Below are 23193 nucleotides of genomic sequence, written 5' to 3'. Positions count from 1 at the left end.
TCAACCAATCCCCATGCTTTCAGCCAGAGCTTCCAGCGCCTGTTCAAAGCACGCCAGCGGTGCCCGCACAGTGCCTGCACCAATCTGCCCGATCCCCGCCTCTTTATGGGCGATACCCGTATTGATGAGTGGTGTAATGCCGGTTTCTACCACGCGACGAATATCCAGCCCCAGACACGCGCCCTGGAAATCCCAGCCAGGGATCTGCAACTGCATATTGCGCTCAAGGAAGATTTCTGCCATCTCTTCAGATACAGCTCTGGCTGCTTCCATACCACCTGCACCGACAAAGCGTGTTACGCCAGGGGCGGCGATCATTGCCGCACCACCGATACCAAAGGTTTCGGTAATCGCGCTATCGCCCATATCCGGGTTCGCCTGCTCCTGCGAGAAGCCGGTGAAAAACAGACCTTGCGGAGTGTTAACTGGCGCAGTAAACCAGCGCTCGCCCAGCCCACTTACCCGAATCCCGAACATATTGCCGTTGCGGGTCATAGCCGTGACGATGCTGCCCGCGCGGATCATCGCGCCTGCATCCATCGCCGCCTTGCAATAGGCCATCGCGAGGTTGAGGAAGAACTGATGGTCACGCTGAGGAAATCCATCACTTCCGCAATGTGCTGTTTATCATGATCGAGGCGAGCAATTTGTGGGGCCAGCGCACGCATTAACAGTGCTGAGGAAGCAATATTGCGCTGATGGAATTCATCGCCCATCGTAATGCCCTGCGCCATCATCGCGGTGAGATCGATACCGCGCTCCATGCGCCCCAGCGCCGCGCTTAATACCGGCATTAACACATCACGCATCCAGCGATGGCGAGTCAGGACATCTTCGCCGTAAGCGCCAAAACGCATCACTTTACCGATACCTTCATTGAGGTTGCAGTACGCCCGGTTACCGTCGGTCACGTTCTCGACCACCAGCATCGGCATACTGGCAGAAGTAATTCCGCCCATTGGCCCGACGGCATTCACATGGTGACAAGGAATGAAGTTCACTTCCCCCTGCTCCAGCATCGCCAGTGCCTGCGCTTCATCTTTCGCCCAGCCTTCAAACAGACACGCACCCACGCACGCCCCTTTCATGGGGCCGGTCATCTCCTGCCAGCGCATCGGCGGCCCGGCGTGAAGCAGTGTTTTACCCTGATTTAATTCATTAATGAGTGAAGACGCCGGTTGCACATCCAGCCAGTGTGGACGAGCGCGACGAATTTGTTCGATAACCGCAGCATTGGCTTGCGCCACTGATGTAAACATGGGAACCCCTTATTGCAAACATTCTAATAAACGAGCCAGTTTTTTATTGCCGCCAGCGACTGGTGACCATTGGTAATGCACAACCGGTTTGCTGGCGCTTTGTAGTTCCAGCGCAAAGCTGCGTAATCCGATGTTAATCATGGCGACGTTTTCCAGTAATGACGGTGTGTGTGGCTGTGTGGCAGGCGAGTGCGGATGAATTAACGCCGCCGCCAGCAAGGTGGCTTCCGGCAGCGAACTCACTACCGCGATCCCTGCATCTTCCAGCGTGGCGATTTGCTGCGAGCGGCATTGCGGGTCACGTTCAGTGCCTGTCACTGTGGCAATGGCATACAGTGGTTGATTGTCTGAACGCGCGGCACAGGCTTTTTGCCAGGCGCTTACCAGCGAGGCTGCAGGATCGGTGGTCGCACCGAAGCCAATCACCACATCAAGCAGCAATACGCGCACTTGCGGTTTAGCGCCGAGATCGGCAATTAACTGGTTGCGTAAGGTTGGGTCGATCATCGGATGGGGACGCCCGACGGTGTAAAAATCATCGCCCAGGTCGAGGATCTGATGTCCGTCGGCGTCGAGCATCATGCCGTGATGATGGGCATCGTCGGCTACCACGCCAAGATGCCTGGCAAGTAATCCCGCCGCTTCGGCGGCTAACGTACCGCCGGTATACAAGCCGCAAATAAATCCGCTGCTGACAGGTGCTATCGCGTTACGTCGCGCCGTAACGCGTGAAAGCAGGCAAGCCAGGCGCGCAGCCTCATCCAGCGAGGAGGCAAACCAGACATTTTCTTCGCGGGCCACCGCTGGGGTATAACCTAAAAACAGCGCCACCGTCGGTTTGCCGGTTGCTTTCATGGCATTAACAATTTTCAGACGCACAGCTTCGGCAGGCGGTTTTGAAACAAACGCCAGCACTTCGCTTTTCGCATCGGTGCTTAACATTTCCAGCGCCGTTAGCGCACTGATGCCGCCCACTTCACGGCTGAGATCGCGCCCGCCAAGACCAATCGCGTGAGTAATTCCCTCACCTGCCAGCGCAATCTGTGAGCACAGCTCCTGAATCCCGGTACCGGAAGCGCCAATGACGCCAATGTTGCCTTCCGGCATCACGTTAGCAAAAGCCAGCGGCGTGGCGGCAATCATCGACGTACCGCAGTCTGGCCCCATCACCAGCAAGCCTTTTTCCCGTGCGCGGGTTTTAAGTTGGATTTCATCTTCCAGCGTGACGTTATCGGAGAACATCATCACGTTGAGGTTGCGATCCAGCGCCTGGTTCGCCAATTCCGCCGCATACTCGCCAGCCACTGAAATCAGCGCCAGATTGGCATCGGGTAATTTCTGACAGGCACTGTCCCAGCGACGCACCAGCGTCAACGCCTGGCTGCTGCCCGTTCCCTGCGCCAGTTGCTTTAGCGCCTCTTCAAGCTGCCGCATAATCGCCTGCGCGATCCCTGCATCCGCCGCTTCGCTACGAATCGCCACGCAAATATCGTTCGGCGTGGCGTTATTAAAATCGTCATGCCAGAAACCTGTAGTCTCTAATAACGCTTTATTGGCGGGCGTACCCATCATTACGGAAACATCATCAACATTTTCTGATTCGCTGAGTTTTCGTGAAATAATCATTAAACTGACCGAATCCTGAAAACACCCTTTTTTAATAAAGGCGTGGATCATAACAACTCCTTAAAAATTGCACCCATGGCAATTGCACGAGCAGTGTTAATGTGGCGATTACGGTATCGATGACAACGAGTAAATAAGGTGATGAATATCACACAGACATTATTAACAAAAGAATTCAAATAACCGCCAGACTATTACGCGTTATTTTTTAATAAGCATAGTTGTATTAAAAACCAGGTTAAAAGCGAGCGGATTATCAAATAAATTCTAACTATATTTTTTTGCATGTCTGGATCACATAATCCAGATATTTTCCCTGTATGTTAATTGCAGTCATGCTTCACACCGTCGTTAAAAAGGAAGACAGATGAAAATCAGTCGGGAAACACTCCACCAGCTAATCGAGAATAAACTCTGCCAGGCTGGGTTAAAACGTGAGCACGCTGCAACCGTGGCTGAAGTATTGGTTTACGCCGATGCCAGAGGGATCCACTCTCATGGCGCGGTGCGCGTTGAATACTACGCAGAGCGCATATCAAAAGGCGGCACCAACCGCGAACCAGAGTTTCGTCTTGAAGAAACCGGACCGTGCTCGGCAATTTTACATGCCGACAATGCCGCCGGACAGGTCGCGGCAAAAATGGGTATGGAACATGCCATCAAAACCGCCCAGCAAAAAGGCGTTGCGGTGGTCGGTATCAGCCGGATGGGTCACAGCGGCGCAATCTCTTATTTTGTGCAGCAGGCAGCCCGCGCCGGATTGATTGGCATTTCGATGTGCCAGTCCGATCCAATGGTGGTGCCGTTTGGCGGCGCGGAAATTTACTACGGCACTAACCCACTGGCCTTTGCCGCACCGGGAGAAGGCGACGAGATTCTTACTTTTGATATGGCGACTACCGTACAGGCATGGGGAAAAGTGCTCGACGCCCGCTCGCGCAATATGTCTATCCCGGATACCTGGGCGGTCGATAAAAACGGTGCACCAACAACCGATCCCTTCGCGGTTAACGCCCTGCTCCCGGCTGCCGGACCGAAAGGTTATGGCCTGATGATGATGATCGACGTCCTCTCAGGCGTCTTACTCGGCTTACCGTTCGGGCGTCAGGTCAGTTCGATGTATGACGATTTACACTCCGGACGTAATTTGGGGCAATTACATGTAGTTATTAACCCGAGCTTTTTCTCCTCCAGCGAATTATTCCGTCAACATCTTAGCCAGACCATGCGCGAATTAAATGCCATTACCCCCGCGCCCGGTTTTAACCAGGTTTATTATCCCGGACAGGATCAGGATATTAAGCAACGCAAAGCCGACGTCGAAGGCATCGAAATTGTTGATGATATTTACCAGTATTTAAATTCCGACGCGCTTTATAACACGTCATACGAAACGAAAAATCCCTTTGCGCAATAATTGTTGAGACAGGACTTTCTTATGATTACACATTTCCGTCAAGCCATAGAAGAAACGCTGCCCTGGCTTTCCTCTTTTGGCGCTGACCCAACGGGTGGAATGACCCGTTTACTTTATTCGCCGGAGTGGCTGGAAACCCAGCAGCAATTTAAAAAAAGAATGGCAGCAAGTGGGCTGGAAACACGTTTCGATGAAGTGGGGAATTTATACGGCCGCCTGAACGGCAGCGAATACCCTCAGGAAGTGATTCTGAGCGGTTCGCATATTGATACCGTGGTTAACGGCGGTAACCTCGACGGACAATTCGGCGCACTGGCGGCGTGGCTGGCGATTGACTGGCTGAAAACGCAATACGGCGCGCCGCTGCGAACGGTCGAAGTGGTGGCAATGGCGGAAGAAGAAGGCAGCCGCTTCCCGTATGTCTTCTGGGGCAGTAAAAATATCTTTGGGCTGGCGAATCCTGACGACGTGCGGAATATCTGTGATGCCAAAGGAAATAGTTTTGTCGATGCAATGAAGGCTTGCGGATTTACTCTGCCGAACGCCCCACTAACTCCGCGTCAGGATATTAAAGCCTTTGTCGAACTGCATATCGAACAGGGCTGTGTGCTGGAAAGTAATGGGCAGTCAATTGGCGTGGTGAATGCAATTGTCGGGCAACGTCGCTATACGGTGACGCTGAACGGCGAATCAAACCATGCAGGCACCACGCCGATGGGTTATCGTCGTGATACGGTTTACGCTTTCAGTCGCATTTGCCATCAGTCAGTTGAGAAAGCGAAAAAGATGGGCGATCCGCTGGTGCTGACCTTTGGCAAGGTGGAGCCGCGCCCGAATACGGTGAATGTAGTGCCGGGTAAAACCACGTTCACTATTGATTGTCGTCATACCGACACTGCCGTGTTGCGCGATTTTACCCAACAGTTAGAAAACGACATGCGGGCGATTTGCGATGAAATGGACATTGGTATTGATATCGATTTATGGATGGACGAAGAACCCGTGCCGATGAACAAGGAGCTTGTCGCCACCCTGACAGAATTGTGTGAAAGCGAAAAACTGAATTATCGGGTAATGCACAGTGGTGCCGGGCACGACGCACAAATTTTCGCGCCTCGCGTGCCGACCTGCATGATTTTCATTCCCAGCATCAACGGGATCAGCCATAACCCGGCGGAACGCACCAATATTACCGACCTTGCCGAAGGGGTCAAAACGTTGGCACTCATGCTTTATCAACTTGCCTGGCAGAAATAAGGAGTTATAAATGGGATATTTAAATAACGTCACCGGTTACCGCGATGATTTACTGGCTAACCGTGCGATTGTTAAACACGGTAATTTCGCGCTGCTAACCCCGGACGGTCTGGTAAAAAATATTATTCCGGGCTTTGAAAATTGTGACGCAACAATCCTCTCCACGCCAAAGCTGGGGGCCTCTTTTGTTGATTATCTGGTCACACTGCATCAAAACGGGGGTAATCAGCAGGGCTTCGGTGGCAAAGGAATTGAAACCTTCCTGTATGTGATTTCTGGAAATATCACTGCCGAAGCTGAAGGGAAAACATTTTCCTTAAGCGAAGGTGGTTATCTTTATTGCCCGCCAGGCTCCTTAATGACTTTTGTTAACGCCCAGGCCGAAGACAGCCAAATCTTTTTATATAAGCGTCGCTATGTTCCGGTAGAAGGTCATGCGCCGTGGCTGGTTTCTGGCAATGCCAGCGAACTGGAACGCATTCATTATGAAGGCATGGACGATGTTATTCTGCTGGATTTTCTGCCCAAAGAGTTAGGTTTTGATATGAACATGCATATCCTCTCTTTTGCGCCAGGTGCCAGCCACGGTTATATCGAAACTCACGTCCAGGAACACGGTGCCTATATTCTTTCCGGTCAGGGGGTTTATAACCTCGACAATAACTGGATCCCGGTGAAAAAAGGCGATTACATCTTTATGGGCGCTTATTCCTTACAGGCCGGTTATGGCGTAGGGCGTGGTGAAGCGTTCAGCTATATTTACTCGAAAGATTGCAACCGTGATGTTGAGATTTAAGTCATACCACTCGCCTGATTATTTTTAGCTATGTTGGATTTTGCCACGGTTTATACCGTGGCTTTTTTTGTAGTCAATTCAGGTAAAAAAAAGATGCGATATAAATCGCATCCGCTTTAAAGGTAAGAGTCAGTTTTTAATTCCCTGACCTATTTTAATGGCGCAGGCAATATTTCGCGCACAGTTGAAGAGATTGGTTTCACCGCTGGCGAGCACTTCGGCTAAAGGTGCCAGACGTGGCAAAATGCTGAATACCGCGTCAATGCCGTACTGGTGCACCACTTCCACACCATCACCCAATACACCAGCAATCCCAATCACCGGGACATTAAACTGCTTCGCCACCGATGCCACACCCAGCGGCGCTTTACCGCCTGCCGTTTGCGAGTCGATGCGCCCTTCCCCGGTGATCACCAGTGCTGCACCCTGCACCGCGTGCGCAAGATTGACCGCATTCAACACAATCTCAATACCCGGTTTAATATCCGCATTGAGGAATACCGCCGCCGCAATGCCCATACCGCCCGCCGCGCCGCCGCCCGCCATCTGGCAGACGTTGATTTCGGTTAGCTGTTGTAAAACACGGGCGTAATTTTGCAGCCCCTGTTCCAGCTCTTCGACCATTTCTGGCGTTGCCCCTTTTTGCGGGCCAAACACCGCCGCCGCGCCGCGTGCCCCTACCAACGGATTATCTACATCGCACGCTACTTCAATATGGCAGTTCGCCAGTCGCGGATCGCATTCCTCTATCTCAATGCTTGCCACGCGCGCTAAATTGCCGCCGTTAGCCGCCAGCACCTGACCGTCGGCATCGAGAAAATGCACACCGAGCGCCTGCGCCATGCCCATACCGCCGTCGACCGTCGCGCTACCACCAATGCCGAGAATAATATGGCGAATATCGTTATCCAGCGCATGGCGAATTAACTCCCCCGTACCAAAACTGGAGGCCAGCAACGGATTACGCTTCTCAGGCGCGACCAGCATCAGGCCACTTGCCGCCGCCATCTCAATCATCGCAGTTTTCCCGTCGCCGGTAAGGCCATAAAAAGCATTCACTTTTTCGCCCATCGGTCCACAGACTTCAAGTGTCACGATTTTGCCGCCCGTCGCTGCGACCATCGCCTCCACCGTCCCTTCGCCGCCATCCGCTATCGGCAAACAGATATAGTGCGCATCGGGAAATATGGTCGAAAACCCGGCTTTAATTGCCTGACAACATTTTTCTGCACTTAAGCTCTCTTTAAACGAGTCTGGCGCAATGACAATCTTCATTATCAATCCTTTTTCAACAAATTATTCGATGCGTTCCCACGGAATAAGATTATCCATAAGAACAGCCAGTAAAATTCCGACCAGTAAGCCGTTACTGAGCAGAGGACGAAGCGTTAATGGAAGGTCTTGCAGATACACAGGCGGTAATGCCATTAAAAATATGCCGACAAATAACGGCAATGCGAGTCGATAAATATTGCGAGCGGTAAACGTTATTTGCTGACTAAACACCAGCGCGGAAAAGAGTAAAGGCAGATAAGAAACCAGCATGACCGCGCTACTCACTGGTAAGGGGATACTGCAAAACAGTCGCGTGAGTGCCGGAACCAGTGCCACCAGCAGGCAAATAACGCTGCCATAAATAAACGAACGCCGCGTGTAATCGCCAGTCTGGGTTAATAAACCAATGGATGAAACAAACGGTGAAAATGGAATTACCGCCAGCGGCACGGTTATCAGCGTCATAAATCCGGTCGCCACAAAGCTGCGACGATAACGCGTATTCCCCGCGCCCTGTTGCGGATAAAAAACATCCGTGCCACGAATCGCACCGTAGGTATTGCTGATATTTACCAGACCTGTAATCACCGCCGTCAGAATAATCCCCGGCAACAAAGCACCGCCACTGCCAAGCGGGAACCACTGCCAGTGCAACTCACCGGAAAGCGAATGCGAAGAAGAAAAGCAAAAGTACCACAACAACCAGCCGGTTATCGTACCAACCAGTAAGCCGTAACGGGCAAAACGTTGCGGCAGAAAAATAATCATTGCCAGTACCAGGCACATCACCGCGACCGAGAGCGCGAACGGCGGTAACTGAATTTTAAAATTCGGGTCGGCTATGCCAAACGGCAGGCCGAGCATACCTTTGAAAAAGATAGTGGTCAGCTGCGCGCCCAGCATCAACATAAACAAGACCATCACCGACGGCGTAAATAACCGCGCCAGGCGATGACCTAATCCGCTAAAACCAATCAACATCGTCAGCACGCCAGAAATCGCAATCCCCACCGCCAGACTGGTAGCGATATCGTTGATCGGGGTCCCGCGCGATGCTTCGCCAAGGGTGATAGTAAGGATGGTTCCCCACCACAGGCCGCCCGGACCTTCCATAATAGCGCGACGATGACCGCAGAACGCCTGAGCGAAACAGGCCAGCGCGGTAGCAAGAAAAGCATATTGCGTGAGCGTAAGCAGGCTACTTTGCGGCAACTGAAAAGCCGAAAGTAGCGTAGGAGGAACCACAACCGTGTTGCAAAAAATAAAGAAAAACCACTGAAATCCTGATAACAGGCTTTCACGGCTCACTGCAAAATTGAACATAAACACACCTTAACCGGAGAATGCCCGCCGCAAGGACGGGCATTGCAGGGGCCAGATTACTGCTGATGTTTAAGGATAAATTGACCTTTCGGCGCAACAGGGAAGCCCTGTTCGATGTCGTAAATCACATCACCACGTAAGAGGGTTTTCGTGATACGCGCGCCAATGGTACGGCCAACATACGGGCTGACTTTGTGGCGATATTCCAGATCGTCATTGGTAAGAACGTAGCTGCTATTCGGCTGAATGAAGACGAAGTCGGCATCTTTTCCTGGGGCGATACGGCCTTTTTGCTGCAGACCGAAAATATCTGCTGCGTTAGTCGCCATTAATTTGCCGAACATCGGCAGAGACATACCGCGTTTCTGTACTGCTTCATCGAACATCACGTCCATGCAGCTTTGCAGACCGGCGATACCGCCCCATGCTTTCATGATGTTGCCTGCTTTCATTTCCGGCGGGCATGGAGAGTGGTCGGAAACCAGGCAGTCGATTTCACCGTTAAACAGTTTTTCCCACATGCCTTTCTGGTTTTCCAGATCGCGGATCGGTGGTGAACACTTCGCCAGAGTACCGATTTCTTCGAACTGATCGGTATCCAGTACAAAGTAATGCGGGCAGGATTCACAGGTAACGTCCTGGCCTTCCTGACGCGCACGAGTCACCTCTTCAACACCTTCCGGGCTGCTGATGTGGCAAACGTGCAGACGGCAACCGGCGACTTTCGCCAGGTACAGTACGCGGCGAATCGCTTCCACTTCGGTAAATACCGGACGCGAAGCCACATAGTCATGAGCGGTTACGCGACCTTCGCGCTTCGCTTCTTCCCCCAGTTCGTCACAGATCAGCGCGTTTTCGCAGTGCACCAGCACCGGCTGTCCCAGTTCGCCCAGCTTCTGCGCACCTTTGAAGAACTGCCAGTCATTGACGTCACGGAAGTCGTTGTCGATACCGCGATCGCCACAGGTCGCAACGAAGCATTTGAAGCCGACAACGCCCACTTCATCCAGCTCATGCAGACGGTCGATGTTGTAAGACACCAGGCCACCGAGTTGCGCCGCATCGATAGTCAGCTTGCCTTTAGCGGCATCAAATTTCAGTTCAATCGATGCGCGGTCAACCGTTGCAGGCAGCTGGTTGAGCGGCATTTCGATCATGGTGGTGATACCCCCTTTTGCCGCTGCGCGAGTACCCGTTTCATAACCTTCCCAGTGGCTACGACCCGGTTCAGAAATATGGGTGTGCGCATCAACCATGCCTGGCGAAACCACCAGACCAGACGCATCCATCACTTCTTTTGCATCGCCCAGATCCTGACCGATAGCGGCAATTTTTCCGCCTTTAACGGCGATATCTACAACGCGAGCTTCGTTTTCTAAAATAACGGTGCCGTTTTTAATGATTAAATCAAAAGACATAACAAACTCCTTGTAAAATACAGATTGGTTTTTTAACTCAATGTTCAATATCGGGATTAATTAACCTGTGACTTTTTGTTCTCCTGTTTTTTCTGCTGCAGTACGTTTCTTTAATAAGGCGTAGGCCGCAAAGGCGACGATGACGCCGACAAACCATGAAACGCGTGATAAAGGCTCCATGAACGGAATAAATTTACCACCGAGAGATAAAATAACGGCGACCAGAGTTACTGAGAACGCGGTGAGGTTAAAGCCGTTATCGTAATATTTATAATCGCCTGCTGCGGTGTACAGCTCATCAAGATTAATTTGCCCACGCATCACCACAAAATAATGCGCCATCATCACACCAATGACCGGACCAAGCATTCCGCCGATAATATCGAGGAACAGATAAATACTGTCCTGATTTTCCATTAACTTCCACGGGCAGATCAGCAGGCTGATAATACTGGCAATCAGTACGCCGTTTTTATAGGTCAGTTTCGTCGGTGCAATAGCGGCAATCTGATAACCAGCCGGAATAATATTACCGGTGGCGTTAGTGGAGATAGTCGTCATCAGAATAACCAGTACCGCAAAGAACGAGGCAAACAGGCTATCCCAACGCTGAACAATATCCAGCACGTTCCAGGTGTCAGCGCCGTAGTGAATACTGGCTCCGGCAATAATACATACCCCGGCGACCGCAAACAGAATATAGGCCACAACTAAACCCAGCGTTTGCCCCAGCGCCTGCTCACGAAACGAGTGGGCGTTTTGCGTAAAGTCGGATGCGCTCACCGCCGGTGCCGCCCAGACCGCAACCACCGCGTTGATCACCACCAAAAACAGGAAGCCACTGTTTTCTGCTTTCTGAATACCGCTCGGGATGTAGTCAAAGATGGGACCAATCCCGACGAGCGAAATCGCCCAAATTGCCATGCCGCCGAAAACGATATAGATACACGGATTAAGAATAGCGGTGAATTTATTTAAAACTTTGCCACCACCGAAACCGATTCCGACGTTCACCAGCCAGAAGAGTACGAAAGTGATTAAGCCCGGTAGAGAAAGCCCTAACAGGGTAAAATCACCACCGAGAGTTAAAAATCCCGGCCAGATTTTGCCAATCAGGATCAAGCAGGCCAGCGATCCGGCGTAACATTGCAGGCCAAACCACATAATGGCAGCAATCCCGCCTCTTAATAATCCGGGAAACAGTGCACCACGTACGCCGTAAGAAGCACGCAGGATCATGGCAAACGGTACGCCGTATTTACTGCCCGCAGCACCGTTTAATACCATTACCGCGGCAATGAAAAAGGCACTGAGGATAATTGCCAGCATAATACTAAAGGTAGACAAGCCGAGAATAAAAAAGCCGCCAACCATCACATAATTGGGAACGTTATGAACCGAACCCATCCATAAGGTAAAATAGTTAAATGTTTTCCAGGTCCGCTGGCTTTGCGTTTTCGGCAATAGATCTTCGCTATAGCCGCGTTGCTGGAATAGTTTTCTCTGATGTTCCATAAATCCCTCTTAATTTCACGTATCGAATAACGCTGTTTTTAATCTAGCTATGAGGAACAAATAAAAAACAAATATTATTTTAAATACTGAAGCAACATCTTTGGCTGCTTTCTTTTTTAATATTGCTGGCCGATTCATTTTCTGATATCGGCCATTTTTATTGCGGGTATCAGGCCAGTTTATGGTTAGCCATTAATTCCAGCGCCTGCACTAACGCAGAGTGATCCAACTGGCTGCCACCGTTTGCCGCACAGGTATTAAACAATTCCTGGCAGGTCGCGGTGTTTGGCAGGTTCAGCGCCAGTGCTTTCGCACTTTGCAGTGCCAGGTTGAGATCTTTCTGGTGCAGCGCAATTTTGAAACCTGGATTAAAGGTGCGTTTAATCATGCGCTCACCGTGAACTTCCAGAATACGTGAGGAAGCAAAGCCGCCCATCAGCGCCTGGCGCACACGTACCGGATCCGCTCCGGCTTTTGAAGCAAACAGCAGGGCTTCAGAAACCGCTTCAATATTGAGCGCCACGATAATCTGATTTGCCACTTTGCAGGTCTGGCCGTCGCCGTTACCGCCCACGAGGGTGATATTTTTACCGAGCAGTTCAAACAGCGGTTTAACACGTTCAAATACCGCTTCGTCGCCGCCAACCATAATCGACAACGTCCCTTCACGCGCGCCGATTTCACCGCCGGAGACGGGCGCATCGAGATAATCGCCGCCCAGTTCATTCACCTGACGAGCGAAACGCTTAGTTTCAATCGGGGAAATGGAGCTCATATCAACAATGGTTTTGCCCTTCAGCGAGGCTTTGGTACAACCATTTTCACCAAACAGAACTTCTTCAACCTGTGGCGTATCCGGCACCATAATAAAAATGATGTCCGATGCTTCCGTTACCTGGCGCGCAGTTTCAACACTGACGGCACCCAGTGACAGTAATTCATCAACAACCGGACCAATGGTTGTGACATGCAGTTGATGACCGGCACGCGCCAGATTAATGGCCATCGGTGTACCCATAATGCCTAAGCCAATAAATCCCAGTTTCATAATTAACCTCTTTTAAATTTCGCTTTTCCTGAATTCAGACAACACGATCCCCTGCCAACTTAGCGGCCTAAAAAAGCATTGCCTGAACAGCGTTACGTTTTAACGGTACGGATCCATCCAGTGTAAACCGGCTTCCGTGGTGGTTTGGGGTTTATATTCACACCCAACCCAACCGTTGTAGTCAGAATTTTCAATTACCGTAAAGAGATACTCATAATTAATTTCTCCGGTTCCCGGTTCGCCGCGATGCGGATTATCGGCAATTTGCAGGTGGCCAATTTTATCGGCCCATTGAGTCATAGTGTTGGTTAATTCACCTTCCATCCGCTGCATATGATAAATGTCATACTGAATTTTCAAATTGCAGCAACCAACATCATCAATCAATTTCAGCGCCTGTTGAGTTCCGGTGAGATAGAAACCAGGAATATCAAAATGGTTAATAGGTTCAATCAGTAATAAAATATCTTCTTTCATCAGCATATTCGCGGCATAACGCAGGTTTTCTACAAGCGTTGCGTGAATCTGTTCACTGCTGAAACCAGCCGGCGTTTTACCGACCAGACAGTTGATTTTTTTATTACCCAGCGCACGAGCATAACGAATCGCTGCTGCTACGCCATCCCGAAACTCTTCTTCACGGCCAGGAATACAAGCAATACCGCGCTCCCCCGCCGCCCAGTCACCCGCCGGTAAATTGTGCAGAGTATGTTCGAGTTTATTACTCGCCAGCACCTGTTTTAATTCTTCAATGTCGTAGTCATAAGGAAACATAAATTCAACGCCGCGAAAACCACACTGCGCTGCTTTCTCAAAACGGGCGAGAAAATCATATTCACCAAATAACATCGATAAATTCGCAGAGAAACGTAACATTATTTATCTCCCTTATTCATAGTGCATGAAGCAGGTTTCAGTCGGTGCATCCACTGCGTTATCGGCGATATCTTCAAATTCCATGACATTATCCAGTTCGCTGCCCATCGAAATATTGGTCACACGTTCGAGAATAACTTCCACAACTACCGGAACACGGTATTGATTCATTAATGCTTTCGCCTGTTCAAATGCCGGAGCAATATCTTCCGGTTTGAAAACACGAATCGCTTTACAACCTAAACCTTCCGCTACTTTTACGTGGTCTACGCCGTAACCGTTCACTTCGCTGGAGTTAATATTTTCGAATGCGAGCTGTACGCAGTAATCCATATCAAAGGCGCGTTGCGACTGACGAATCAGCCCCAGATAGGCGTTATTCACCAGCACATGGATGTACGGAATGTTGAACTGTGCGCCAACGGCTAATTCTTCAATCAGGAACTGGAAGTCGAAGTCACCGGAAATCGCCACCACATTGCGCTCTGGATCAGCGGCACACACGCCCAGCGCTGCCGGAATGGTCCAGCCCAACGGGCCTGCCTGCCCACAGTTGATCCAGTGGCGGTCTTTAAAGACATGCAGCATTTGTGCCGCAGCGATTTGTGACAGACCAATGGTGGTGACATAACAAACATCGCGACCAAAGGCTTTGTTCATCTCTTCATACACGCGCTGCGGTTTCACCGGCACATTGTCGAAGTGGGTTTTGCGCAGCAAAGTGCGTTTGCGCTGCTGGCAGTCGGCGACCCATTCTTTACGACACGGCAGACGACCCGCTTTTTGCATCTCCTGCGCCACTTCAACCAGTAAAGTCAGGGCAGCTTTAGCATCAGAGACAATCCCCAGATCCGGGCACAGCACGCGGCCAATTTGCGTCGGCTCAATATCGATATGGACGATTTTGCGCCCTTCGGTGTATTTCTCTACCGAACCGGTATGACGGTTGGCGAAACGGTTACCGATACCAAACACCATGTCGGACGCCAGCAACGTTGCGTTACCGTAACGATGCGCGGTTTGCAGACCCACCATCCCGGCCATCAGTTCGTGGTCGTCCGGGATACAGCCCCAGCCCATCAGCGTTGGGATCACCGGAACGCTGGTCAGTTCAGCGAACTGTTGTAACAGTGCAGCTGCGTCAGCATTGATGACCCCGCCCCCGGCAACAATCACCGGACGTTCAGCCTGGATTAACATTTCGACCGCTTTTTCAATCTGCATACGGCTGGCAGCAGGTTTATAGACCGGCAGCGGTTCGTACATGTCAGGATCAAACTCGATTTCCGCCACCTGAACGTCGAACGGTAAATCCACCAGTACCGGACCCGGACGACCAGAACGCATCAGGTGAAATGCCTGTTGCAGCACGCGAGGCACCAGCGCCGCTTCACGAACTGTAACCGCCATTTTGCTGACCGGTTTAGCGATAGCTTCGATATCTACGGCCTGAAAATCTTCTTTATGCAGACGGGCGCGCGGTGCCTGGCCGGTAATGCACAAAATAGGAATAGAATCAGCAGAAGCGGAATAGAGCGCGGTGATCATGTCCGTGCCCGCAGGACCGGAAGTCCCCAGACATACGCCGATATTCCCTGCCGTTGCGCGGGTATAACCTTCCGCCATGTGCGAAGCACCTTCCACATGACGCGCCAGAATGTGACGAATACCGCCGTGCTTACGCATCGCTGAGTAAAACGGATTGATTGCAGCTCCCGGAACGCCGAAGGCGGTGGTGATACCTTCTTTCTCCAGCACATACATTGCCGCGTCAACGGCTCTCATTTTTGCCATTTTATTCCTACCTCTATTAATTGGAAAAATTTTCCAACTTTCAAATTTTGTCAAAAAAACCCGCTCCGCAGAGCGGGATGCGACAGACACTATGGATGTGCTTTCAGTCCCAACGCCGTGCTGATATCGCGGGCGGTGTCTCTGACCAGCTCACCCTGACTGACAAAACGATCTTCTGTCAGTCTTGATGAAGGCCCGGAGATGGAGATAGCGGCAACAACGCTACCTACATCATCGTAAATTGCTGAAGCTATGCAATTCAGACCTACAACATGCTCTTCTTTATCTACGGTATAGCCCAGTTCACGCGCTTGTTCCAGGTCCTTCAGCAAGGTGGGCATATCCACAAGCGTAGTTGGCGTAAACTGCTGCAAACCGGTTTGCAGAATGATGCTCATCAACTCCTCTTCCGCCAGCGGATAAAGCAGCGCTTTGCCCGCACCGGAAGCATGCAACGGCAGACGACTGCCCAGCGGCGCACACATCCTGACCATCGATTTACATTCTAACTGACCAATTAATACTGCTTCATTGCCGTTACGAATCGCGACATTGACCGTTTCGCCGGAAAGTAACATCAAGCGGCGCATAAACGGCCCGGCGACGGAGAGGACATCGCGGTTATGGATGTACGCCGCACCGACGTTAAAGACACCTAATCCTATATGCCACCAGCCTAACTGACTGTCCTGATAGACAAAATCCGCTGCCTGTAAAACCTTCAGCAAGCGAAAGGTCGTGGAGAGCGGCAAATCCAGATTGAGAGAAATATCGCTAACCGACGAACTTCCCCCACTTTTTTCCAGATATTGCAGAATCGCAATTCCCCGCTCTAACGCCTGTGCGCCCTTTTGTGCCACAGGCTCCGCCTGTCCTGGCCTGCCGCGCCGTCTAACTTCCGTCATACCTACGTTAACTCCGACCTACAAGTGAGCATAAACAATGAACAATTAGTTTATCTTATGCAAGTCGGTTGCAGGCGTCACGCAAAACAGAGTTCCTGTTCAGGAATACTTTCAACATCACAGTTGTCACTGCCGCCGCGATCGATGGTCAGAAAATCGGTGACGCGCTGCCAGGCAAAAAGTGGGTGATGCCAGACGTTACGATGATAATTCACTCCCTGTTCACCGTTGGTGATAAACGCCCGCAGGGTTGACAGGTCTGGTTTGTCGTCACCTAACGCCACGACCACCACAAACACTTCCCCTTTCATCGGAATAAAGGCCTGAGTGCCCAGCGGATGACGTTCGAGTTCGTGAATGGTCAGCGGCAGATTCGCCGGTTGCGCGCGGTTAATGCTAATAAGCGTACGGTCTTGCTCAAGAATCTCAACCAGCGCCAAATCGTGGTAACGCTCCACCAGGCCATTGTTAATATGGAAAAAATCCCGTTGCTGCGTTTCGATTACGTCGCCATAAGCACTAAAGGCTTCCTGACTTAACGGTAATACCTGAAGTTTCATCTTTTTGTCCTTGTAACATAATTCCGTTCAACCACCGCCGACCGGTCAATGTGGTTCAATAACAGGCAATCTAAAACCTTAAGAGAACAACATCAATACAAAAGTTGGAATATTTTTCCAAAACTAGATTTAGTCCACAAATCACACAGGGTTATCATGTAAAAATACTGATAAATCAGAGGATAAGAAAATCACGCAACTTGCGGATTTAAAAGGGGATACCTGAAGATGTTCGATCCAGAAACCTTGCGGACTTTCATTGCGGTTGCTGAAACAGGAAGTTTTTCAAAAGCGGCAGAACGATTATGTAAAACCACGGCGACGATCAGTTATCGCATTAAACTTCTGGAAGAGAATACCGGAGTGGCGCTGTTTTTCCGCACGACTCGCAGCGTGACGTTGACAGCGGCTGGCGAGCATCTACTTTCTCAGGCCAGAGACTGGCTGAGCTGGCTGGAAAGTATGCCCAGCGAGCTGCAACAGGTGAATGATGGCGTGGAACGCCAGGTGAATATTGTCATCAACAACCTGCTCTACAACCCCCAGGCCGTCGCCCAGCTGCTGGCGTGGCTGAATGAACGTTACCCCTTTACCCAGTTTCACATCTCCCGACAAATCTATATGGGCGTCTGGGACTCGCTATTGTACGAAGGTTTTTCACTGGCTATCGGCGTCACGGGAACCGAGGCGCTGGCAAATACCTTTAGTCTTGATCCCTTAGGATCGGTGCAATGGCGCTTTGTCATGGCGGCGGATCATCCGCTGGCGAAAGTTGAAGAGCCGCTAACAGAAGCGCAGTTGCGGCGCTTTCCGGCGGTTAATATTGAAGACAGCGCCCGCACCTTAACCAAGCGCGTCGCCTGGCGTTTGCCGGGGCAAAAAGAGATTATTGTTCCCGATATGGAAACGAAAATCGCCGCCCATCTGGCGGGCGTTGGCATTGGTTTTTTGCCAAAATCACTTTGCCAGTCAATGATCGATAATCAACAATTGATCTGCCGGGTAATCCCAACGATGCGCCCTCCTTCGCCATTGAGTCTGGCATGGCGCAAATTTGGCAGTGGCAAAGCGGTAGAAGATATTGTGACCTTGTTTACTCAGCGCAGGCCGGAAATCAGCGGATTTTTAGAAATTTTCGGCAACCCACGCAGTTAAAAATCAAGTTTCCTTGCGCGTTGGCGCGTAAAATAGCGTGCAAGCTGATTTGAGGTTCACTTTTAACTATGCAAGAGAGACACACGGAACAGGACTATCGTGCCCTGCTGATTGCTGATACGCCCATTATTGATGTTCGCGCCCCTATCGAGTTTGAGCAAGGCGCAATGCCCGCCGCTATCAATCTGCCGTTAATGAATAACGATGAACGCGCCGCCGTTGGCACCTGCTATAAACAGCAAGGGTCAGACGCGGCGCTGGCGCTGGGGCATAAACTGGTGGCGGGTGAAATTCGTCAGCAGCGTATAGACGCCTGGCGGGCAGCATGCCTGCAAAATCCGCAAGGTATTCTCTGCTGCGCCCGTGGCGGTCAACGTTCGCACATTGTGCAACGCTGGCTGCATGAAGCGGGGATTGATTATCCACTGGTGGCAGGCGGTTATAAGGCGCTGCGCCAGGCCGCGATTCAGGCGACCATTGAACTGGCACAAAAACCGATAGTGCTGATTGGCGGTTGTACCGGCTGCGGTAAAACGCTGTTAGTGCAACAACAGCCGAACGGAGTTGATCTGGAAGGGCTGGCGCGTCATCGCGGTTCGGCGTTTGGTCGCACGTTGCAACCGCAACTTAGCCAGGCGAGTTTTGAAAATCTGCTGGCTGCCGAAATGCTAAAAACCGACGCCCGTCAGGATTTGCACCTGTGGGTGCTGGAAGATGAAAGCCGGATGATCGGTTCGAATCACCTGCCGGAATGCCTGCGCGAGCGAATGACTCAGGCGGCGATTGCGGTGGTAGAAGATCCGTTTGAGATCCGTCTTGAACGCCTGAACGAAGAGTATTTCTTGCGTATGCATCATGCTTTTACCCATGCGTACGGCGACGAACAGGGCTGGCAGGAGTATTGCGAATACCTGCATCACGGACTTTCGGCGATTAAGCGTCGGCTGGGGCTACAACGCTATAACGAACTGGCTGCAAGGCTGGATGCGGCGCTGACAACGCAACTTACCACCGGCAGCACCGACGGTCATCTGGCCTGGCTGGTGCCGTTACTTGAAGAATATTACGACCCGATGTATCGCTATCAGATTGAGAAAAAAGCGGAAAAAGTTGTCTTTCGCGGTGAGTGGGCGGAAGTGGCGGAATGGGTTAAGACGCGGTAATGAGGGACACGGTGCCTGTTTCATAAAGATCATTTATACCCGTCATACTTCAAGTTGCATATGCGTTGGCAAGTTATTCAGGGATAGCCGGATGAGTGACATCACCATCCGGCTTAAGATTCCATACTATAATAATTCGAGTTGCAGGACAAAACGCCAGTGGCGTTTTGAACAACGCTTGCGTTGACCCTGAAAGGGTGAGGCCTAAGGCCGAGTAACGCGACAGGCGAGTGACAAATTCGTCGGGAACGAATTTGACCAGCCTCTGGCTGGCCTTCGGTGAAAGGCATCCTGCCTTTCAGTCATCCCCAGTCACTTACTGGGGTGAGCGACAAATCCGCATGGAGCGGATTTGAACGCTGCTTGCAGCGGTCCCGTAAGGGGTGAGGCCCATGGATGGGCCGAATAACTCGCAGACGCAGCACATGCAACTTGAAGTATGATGGGTATATACACAATGAACTTCAAGACACTTGCTTCGGTATCTGGAAATTATCATTAATTCTAGATGCGACCAGCCTTGCTATATCTGGCAATGTTTCTTCAAAAACGTCGATATTGTATCCCAGAAATCTCACACACTGCTGAACCGGCATGTTCATTAATTATTTATCCAGGCCATTTGCAATCAGTACCATCACTATTATATGCCTCAATATTTTCTTCAAACTCAGTTATTTTTCCACTTTTCGATTTATAGTAAGAGCTATTAAATCTTGCACCCTGCGTAGCAACAACATACAATCCGTTGACTTTACATCCTATAACCTCACTCCATGTATATGTAAACTCTGAAGGTCTATCATCGAAAGTCACTTCCAATTTTTTCGTAAATGCAAGAGGTATGAAATTTGAGGATATTCCATAAACCACATAACCTAAAACAACATCACCAGAAGATACTTCAACAAATTTTAAATTTATCTTCCCGAAACTAAAACAGCCAACCGTAGTTTGATATTTAGCAAATAAGAAAAAGGGCATCAAACAAAAAATTAAAACAAATAATTTAACTTTCATATCATTTACTCCAATTCAGTTATTCGCCTCTGTACAAAAGCACACACAGATTTTGAATTAATGGCGTACAAAAACATAATCGGATGAAAATACCACACCGGAATATTACTGATATAGCGGGATCTTACTCATTCGCTAGACTGAAAATGCAATTGAACAGAAATTTCTTACTAGTGTTTTTATCAGATGATCGGAAAGGAAATCAACTCACTGGCAAGTATCATAAGCTCAAATTGGCATATTGTATATTCCCATAAATACTTTTATTTTTTGATTAACATACTCAATACTACACATCACTAATTGAGAGAAGATTAACTTCATCATCTTTGATTAGGTACGTTTTTTAATTTTCAATGACGCATCATAAAAAAGGGCTTACCAAGTTTAACACTAATAACAGGATATAAAGAAAACATATTGCTATATGAATCCTTTGGCGATGTTTTGGTTATGGTAATCTTTCCTTCTTTCAAGTGCTCTGCTATTATATGAAATTGAATCGGTCTTGTTGCATCACTTACCCGCAATGGATTACCAGCGTAAGCTTCATATCCTCCACCATTATTCATATGTAAAATAGTGTATTCGTCATTTAAAAATGACTGCTTACTATCGTAGACTTGGTAGTATATATTACTTATATCAAGATAAATTACTAGACTGGCCCCCTGAATCTCCAGACAACCAGTATCACTTAAATAAGTGATAGTCTTAATACTAGTTTTTAGACTAGTCATTGGAGAACAGATGATTGATGTCTTAGGGCCGGAGAAACGCAGACGGCGTACCACACAGGAAAAGATCGCAATTGTTCAGCAGAGCTTTGAACCGGGGATGACGGTCTCCCTCGTTGCCCGGCAACATGGTGTAGCAGCCAGCCAGTTATTTCTCTGGCGTAAGCAATACCAGGAAGGAAGTCTTACTGCTGTCGCCGCCGGAGAACAGGTTGTTCCTGCCTCTGAACTTGCTGCCGCCATGAAGCAGATTAAAGAACTCCAGCGCCTGCTCGGCAAGAAAACGATGGAAAATGAACTCCTCAAAGAAGCCGTTGAATATGGACGGGCAAAAAGTGGATAGCGCACGCGCCCTTATTGCCCGGGATGGGGGGGAGTAAGCTTAGTCAGCCGTTGTCTCCGGGTGTCGCGTGCGCAGTTGCACGTCATTCTCAGACGAACCGATGACTGGATGGATGGCCGCCGCAGTCGTCACACTGATGATACGGATGTGCTTCTCCGTATACACCATGTTATCGGAGAGCTGCCCACGTATGGTTATCGTCGGGTATGGGCGCTGCTTCGCAGACAGGCAGAACTTGATGGTATGCCTGCGATCAATGCCAAACGTGTTTACCGGATCATGCGCCAGAATGCGCTGTTGCTTGAGCGAAAACCTGCTGTACCGCCATCGAAACGGGCACATACAGGCAGAGTGGCCGTGAAAGAAAGCAATCAGCGATGGTGCTCTGACGGGTTCGAGTTCTGCTGTGATAACGGGAGAGACTGCGTGTCACGTTCGCGCTGGACTGCTGTGATCGTGAGGCACTGCACTGGGCGGTCACTACCGGCGGCTTCAACAGTGAAACAGTACAGGACGTCATGCTGGGAGCGGTGGAACGCCGCTTCGGCAACGATCTTCCGTCGTCTCCAGTGGGTGGCTGACGGATAATGGTTCATGCTACCGGGCTAATGAAACACGCCAGTTCGCCCGGATGTTGGGACTTGAACCGAAGAACACGGCGGTGCGGAGTCCGGAGAGTAACGGAATAGCAGAGAGCTTCGTGAAAACGATAAAGCGTGACTACATCAGTATCATGCCCAAACCAGACGGGTTAACGGCAGCAAAGAACCTTGCAGAGGCGTTCGAGCATTATAACGAATGGCATCCGCATAGTGCGCTGGGTTATCGCTCGCCACGGGAATATCTGCGGCAGCAGGCTTGTAATGGGTTAAGTGATAACAGATGTCTGGAAATATAGGGGCAAATCCAATTACTATAGAGATATACTTAATTTTTCATTTAGCATTAATGATGTATCCATGGAATCTATACATCTTTCAATATCAGTTATTTTTTCTTCTATATACGTAGCATAATTTTTTGGCACTGGCGTGTTTAGCCCTCATATACCCTCATTAACTAAGACACCATTTTGCTTGCTTTTTACATTGTAATAAAGACAATCAATATTGAATTTATTATTTTTATATTTCAGTGTTGTATATACAGTAAAATCATGCAGCGAACGCCCATCTAAAACAATTGCGAGCGTGTCAGAAAAAAGTCAAATGAATAAGATGGATTATTTTCATAATCAGTCATAAATTTCATCTTTCTTATTTCATGATCAACGATCGCATAGATCTCATGATTAGATTCATCATATCCATAAATGATTTCACCACCAGTACTGGCAGTAGCAGTAGCAGTAGCACTACTACAAATCAACATAATTACAAGTACATATCTAGTCAAGTTGAAAATCCTTAGGGGCAGATGATGTTTTTTCCAAGATGGATTGAAATTTTTCAACATAAGAATCCATTAATTGCTTCTGATATTTTTCATTAATTATTTTTCGCGTATTATTATATTAAATTTTATCACTGTTAATATATGTGGGGATTTTTACTCGTAAAAATCCCCGCCTCAATCCCAAATCATAATTGATACAGGACACAACTCTAGCAATGGTATCGTGAATAGTTTTCTTTAATAAGGCACGTCTCAATTCTTGAACATAAATTCGAATTATTTAGTAAAAAAACATCATCCACGGGAGTATT

17 protein-coding genes and 2 pseudogenes are annotated in these 23193 nt (G+C 49.6%); 6 read left to right on the top strand and 13 right to left on the bottom strand.

What is annotated here, in order from left to right; all coding sequences use genetic code 11:
- Both QUF14_RS03000 and QUF14_RS02995 read right to left on the bottom strand, forming a co-directional pair.
- Window positions 1-1259, bottom strand: a pseudogene (locus tag QUF14_RS03000) (YlbE family protein).
- Window positions 1260-1268: 9 nt separating this feature from the next.
- Window positions 1269-2936, bottom strand: coding sequence for an acyl-CoA synthetase FdrA (locus tag QUF14_RS02995; protein WP_100733802.1), 1668 nt, complete (start codon window positions 2934-2936; stop codon window positions 1269-1271).
- Window positions 2937-3252: 316 nt separating this feature from the next.
- Between QUF14_RS02995 and allD the strand changes: the two genes are divergently transcribed.
- From allD to allE, 3 genes are read left to right on the top strand one after another with little or no spacing between them, the layout of a single operon-like run.
- A complete protein-coding gene (allD, locus tag QUF14_RS02990; protein ID WP_000703888.1) occupies window positions 3253-4302 on the top strand; it encodes an ureidoglycolate dehydrogenase in 1050 nt (349 codons plus the stop codon).
- Between the two features lie 21 nt (window positions 4303-4323).
- Window positions 4324-5559 carry an allantoate deiminase gene (allC, locus tag QUF14_RS02985; protein ID WP_022645297.1) on the top strand — a complete coding sequence of 412 codons (1236 nt, stop codon included), beginning with the start codon at window positions 4324-4326 and terminating at the stop codon, window positions 5557-5559.
- Between the two features lie 10 nt (window positions 5560-5569).
- Complete coding sequence (allE, locus tag QUF14_RS02980) at window positions 5570-6355, top strand: (S)-ureidoglycine aminohydrolase (RefSeq protein WP_000540966.1); 786 nt, start codon at window positions 5570-5572, stop codon at window positions 6353-6355.
- Between the two features lie 129 nt (window positions 6356-6484).
- Here allE and glxK read toward each other — a convergent pair whose 3' ends face one another.
- The 9 genes from glxK to allA form a co-directional block, all read right to left on the bottom strand.
- Window positions 6485-7630: a glycerate 3-kinase gene (glxK, locus tag QUF14_RS02975; protein WP_024212036.1), complete on the bottom strand. Its 1146-nt coding sequence runs from the start codon at window positions 7628-7630 to the stop codon at window positions 6485-6487.
- Between the two features lie 21 nt (window positions 7631-7651).
- Window positions 7652-8953, bottom strand: a complete 1302-nt coding sequence (locus QUF14_RS02970; protein WP_024212035.1) for a uracil/xanthine transporter — start codon at window positions 8951-8953, stop codon at window positions 7652-7654.
- Window positions 8954-9009: 56 nt separating this feature from the next.
- Window positions 9010-10371 (bottom strand): allantoinase AllB, encoded by a 1362-nt coding sequence (allB, locus tag QUF14_RS02965; RefSeq protein WP_000006898.1) that lies wholly within the window; start codon window positions 10369-10371, stop codon window positions 9010-9012.
- Window positions 10372-10431: 60 nt separating this feature from the next.
- Entirely contained in the window at window positions 10432-11886 is a 1455-nt protein-coding gene (locus QUF14_RS02960; protein WP_000401153.1) for an allantoin transporter, read from the bottom strand.
- Between the two features lie 169 nt (window positions 11887-12055).
- Complete coding sequence (gene glxR, locus QUF14_RS02955; protein ID WP_000765850.1) at window positions 12056-12934, bottom strand: 2-hydroxy-3-oxopropionate reductase; 879 nt, start codon at window positions 12932-12934, stop codon at window positions 12056-12058.
- Window positions 12935-13033: 99 nt separating this feature from the next.
- On the bottom strand, window positions 13034-13810 hold the full coding sequence (gene hyi / locus QUF14_RS02950) for a hydroxypyruvate isomerase (RefSeq protein ID WP_000943561.1): 777 nt from the start codon (window positions 13808-13810) through the stop codon (window positions 13034-13036).
- Window positions 13811-13822: 12 nt separating this feature from the next.
- On the bottom strand, window positions 13823-15604 hold the full coding sequence (gene gcl, locus QUF14_RS02945; RefSeq protein WP_024212034.1) for a glyoxylate carboligase: 1782 nt from the start codon (window positions 15602-15604) through the stop codon (window positions 13823-13825).
- 89 nt (window positions 15605-15693) lie between these two features.
- On the bottom strand, window positions 15694-16509 hold the full coding sequence (gene allR, locus QUF14_RS02940) for an HTH-type transcriptional repressor AllR (RefSeq protein WP_000141275.1): 816 nt from the start codon (window positions 16507-16509) through the stop codon (window positions 15694-15696).
- Window positions 16510-16586: 77 nt separating this feature from the next.
- Window positions 16587-17069, bottom strand: coding sequence for an ureidoglycolate lyase (allA, locus tag QUF14_RS02935; RefSeq protein ID WP_000776388.1), 483 nt, complete (start codon window positions 17067-17069; stop codon window positions 16587-16589).
- Window positions 17070-17297: 228 nt separating this feature from the next.
- On the opposite strand from allA, the gene allS reads away from it, so the two are divergent.
- Window positions 17298-18224, top strand: coding sequence for an HTH-type transcriptional activator AllS (allS, locus tag QUF14_RS02930; protein ID WP_000460134.1), 927 nt, complete (start codon window positions 17298-17300; stop codon window positions 18222-18224).
- A gap of 68 nt (window positions 18225-18292) precedes the next feature.
- Window positions 18293-19387 carry a tRNA 2-selenouridine(34) synthase MnmH gene (gene mnmH, locus QUF14_RS02925; RefSeq protein ID WP_100733801.1) on the top strand — a complete coding sequence of 365 codons (1095 nt, stop codon included), beginning with the start codon at window positions 18293-18295 and terminating at the stop codon, window positions 19385-19387.
- Window positions 19388-19996: 609 nt separating this feature from the next.
- Here mnmH and QUF14_RS02920 read toward each other — a convergent pair.
- The gene (locus tag QUF14_RS02920) at window positions 19997-20407 is read right to left on the bottom strand and encodes a hypothetical protein (protein ID WP_000865233.1); all 411 of its coding nucleotides are present in this window, start codon (window positions 20405-20407) and stop codon (window positions 19997-19999) included.
- Window positions 20408-20760: 353 nt separating this feature from the next.
- Window positions 20761-21147: a hypothetical protein gene (locus tag QUF14_RS02915; protein WP_286333326.1), complete on the bottom strand. Its 387-nt coding sequence runs from the start codon at window positions 21145-21147 to the stop codon at window positions 20761-20763.
- A 10-nt stretch (window positions 21148-21157) separates the two neighbouring features.
- Here QUF14_RS02915 and QUF14_RS02910 point away from each other — a divergent pair.
- Window positions 21158-22385: pseudogene (locus QUF14_RS02910) on the top strand (IS3-like element IS2 family transposase).
- The last annotated feature ends 808 nt before the right edge of the window (window positions 22386-23193 follow it).

Origin of the sequence: Escherichia sp. HH091_1A (genome assembly GCF_030295175.1) — a bacterium.
Taxonomy (GTDB): Bacteria; Pseudomonadota; Gammaproteobacteria; order Enterobacterales; family Enterobacteriaceae; genus Escherichia; species Escherichia coli_F.
The sequence above is the reverse complement of the archived record's forward strand: the minus strand, read 5'-3'. Positions and strand labels throughout refer to the sequence as shown.

Coding starts and splice junctions, on each gene's coding strand:
- QUF14_RS02915 (WP_286333326.1), bottom strand. CDS start 21,147: ATGACTAGTCTAAAAACTAGTATTAAGACTATCACTTATTTAAGTGAT.
- QUF14_RS02995 (WP_100733802.1), bottom strand. CDS start 2,936: ATGATCCACGCCTTTATTAAAAAAGGGTGTTTTCAGGATTCGGTCAGT.
- allS (WP_000460134.1), top strand. CDS start 17,298: ATGTTCGATCCAGAAACCTTGCGGACTTTCATTGCGGTTGCTGAAACA.
- glxK (WP_024212036.1), bottom strand. CDS start 7,630: ATGAAGATTGTCATTGCGCCAGACTCGTTTAAAGAGAGCTTAAGTGCA.
- gcl (WP_024212034.1), bottom strand. CDS start 15,604: ATGGCAAAAATGAGAGCCGTTGACGCGGCAATGTATGTGCTGGAGAAA.
- allB (WP_000006898.1), bottom strand. CDS start 10,371: ATGTCTTTTGATTTAATCATTAAAAACGGCACCGTTATTTTAGAAAAC.
- QUF14_RS02970 (WP_024212035.1), bottom strand. CDS start 8,953: ATGTTCAATTTTGCAGTGAGCCGTGAAAGCCTGTTATCAGGATTTCAG.
- QUF14_RS02920 (WP_000865233.1), bottom strand. CDS start 20,407: ATGAAAGTTAAATTATTTGTTTTAATTTTTTGTTTGATGCCCTTTTTC.
- mnmH (WP_100733801.1), top strand. CDS start 18,293: ATGCAAGAGAGACACACGGAACAGGACTATCGTGCCCTGCTGATTGCT.
- allE (WP_000540966.1), top strand. CDS start 5,570: ATGGGATATTTAAATAACGTCACCGGTTACCGCGATGATTTACTGGCT.
- QUF14_RS02960 (WP_000401153.1), bottom strand. CDS start 11,886: ATGGAACATCAGAGAAAACTATTCCAGCAACGCGGCTATAGCGAAGAT.
- allC (WP_022645297.1), top strand. CDS start 4,324: ATGATTACACATTTCCGTCAAGCCATAGAAGAAACGCTGCCCTGGCTT.
- hyi (WP_000943561.1), bottom strand. CDS start 13,810: ATGTTACGTTTCTCTGCGAATTTATCGATGTTATTTGGTGAATATGAT.
- allA (WP_000776388.1), bottom strand. CDS start 17,069: ATGAAACTTCAGGTATTACCGTTAAGTCAGGAAGCCTTTAGTGCTTAT.
- allR (WP_000141275.1), bottom strand. CDS start 16,509: ATGACGGAAGTTAGACGGCGCGGCAGGCCAGGACAGGCGGAGCCTGTG.
- allD (WP_000703888.1), top strand. CDS start 3,253: ATGAAAATCAGTCGGGAAACACTCCACCAGCTAATCGAGAATAAACTC.
- glxR (WP_000765850.1), bottom strand. CDS start 12,934: ATGAAACTGGGATTTATTGGCTTAGGCATTATGGGTACACCGATGGCC.